The organism is Paenibacillus tyrphae, assembly GCF_027925525.1.
Lineage (GTDB): Bacteria > Bacillota > Bacilli > Paenibacillales > NBRC-103111 > Paenibacillus_G > Paenibacillus_G tyrfis_B.
In genome coordinates, this window is the sequence record NZ_BSDJ01000110.1 from 1 (window position 1) to 348 (window position 348).

The 348-nt window shown below is 58.9% G+C and carries 4 tRNA genes; all 4 read right to left on the reverse strand.

What is annotated here, in order from left to right:
* Nucleotide 1 precedes the first annotated feature (1 nt).
* A tRNA-Asp gene (locus tag QMG93_RS35075) sits at nucleotides 2-78 on the reverse strand.
* 13 nt (nucleotides 79-91) lie between these two features.
* A tRNA-Met gene (locus tag QMG93_RS35080) sits at nucleotides 92-168 on the reverse strand.
* A 16-nt stretch (nucleotides 169-184) separates the two neighbouring features.
* A tRNA-Val gene (locus tag QMG93_RS35085) sits at nucleotides 185-260 on the reverse strand.
* A 12-nt stretch (nucleotides 261-272) separates the two neighbouring features.
* A tRNA-Glu gene (locus tag QMG93_RS35090) sits at nucleotides 273-344 on the reverse strand.
* Between the last annotated feature and the right edge of the window lie 4 nt (nucleotides 345-348).

The window sequence follows — 348 nt, forward strand, 5'->3', positions numbered from 1 at the left end:
ATGGCGGAGCCGACGGGATTCGAACCCGCGGTCTCCTGCGTGACAGGCAGGCATGTTAGGCCTCTACACCACGGCTCCACACAAATGAAATTGGTTGCGGGGGCAGGATTTGAACCTGCGGCCTTCGGGTTATGAGCCCGACGAGCTACCGGGCTGCTCCACCCCGCGTCAGTAAGTAATTCTATGGTGGAGGCTGACGGGATCGAACCGCCGACCCTCTGCTTGTAAGGCAGATGCTCTCCCAGCTGAGCTAAGCCTCCATGGGATAATGATGACCCGTAGGGGATTCGAACCCCTGTTACCTCCGTGAAAGGGAGGTGTCTTAACCCCTTGACCAACGGGCCATGC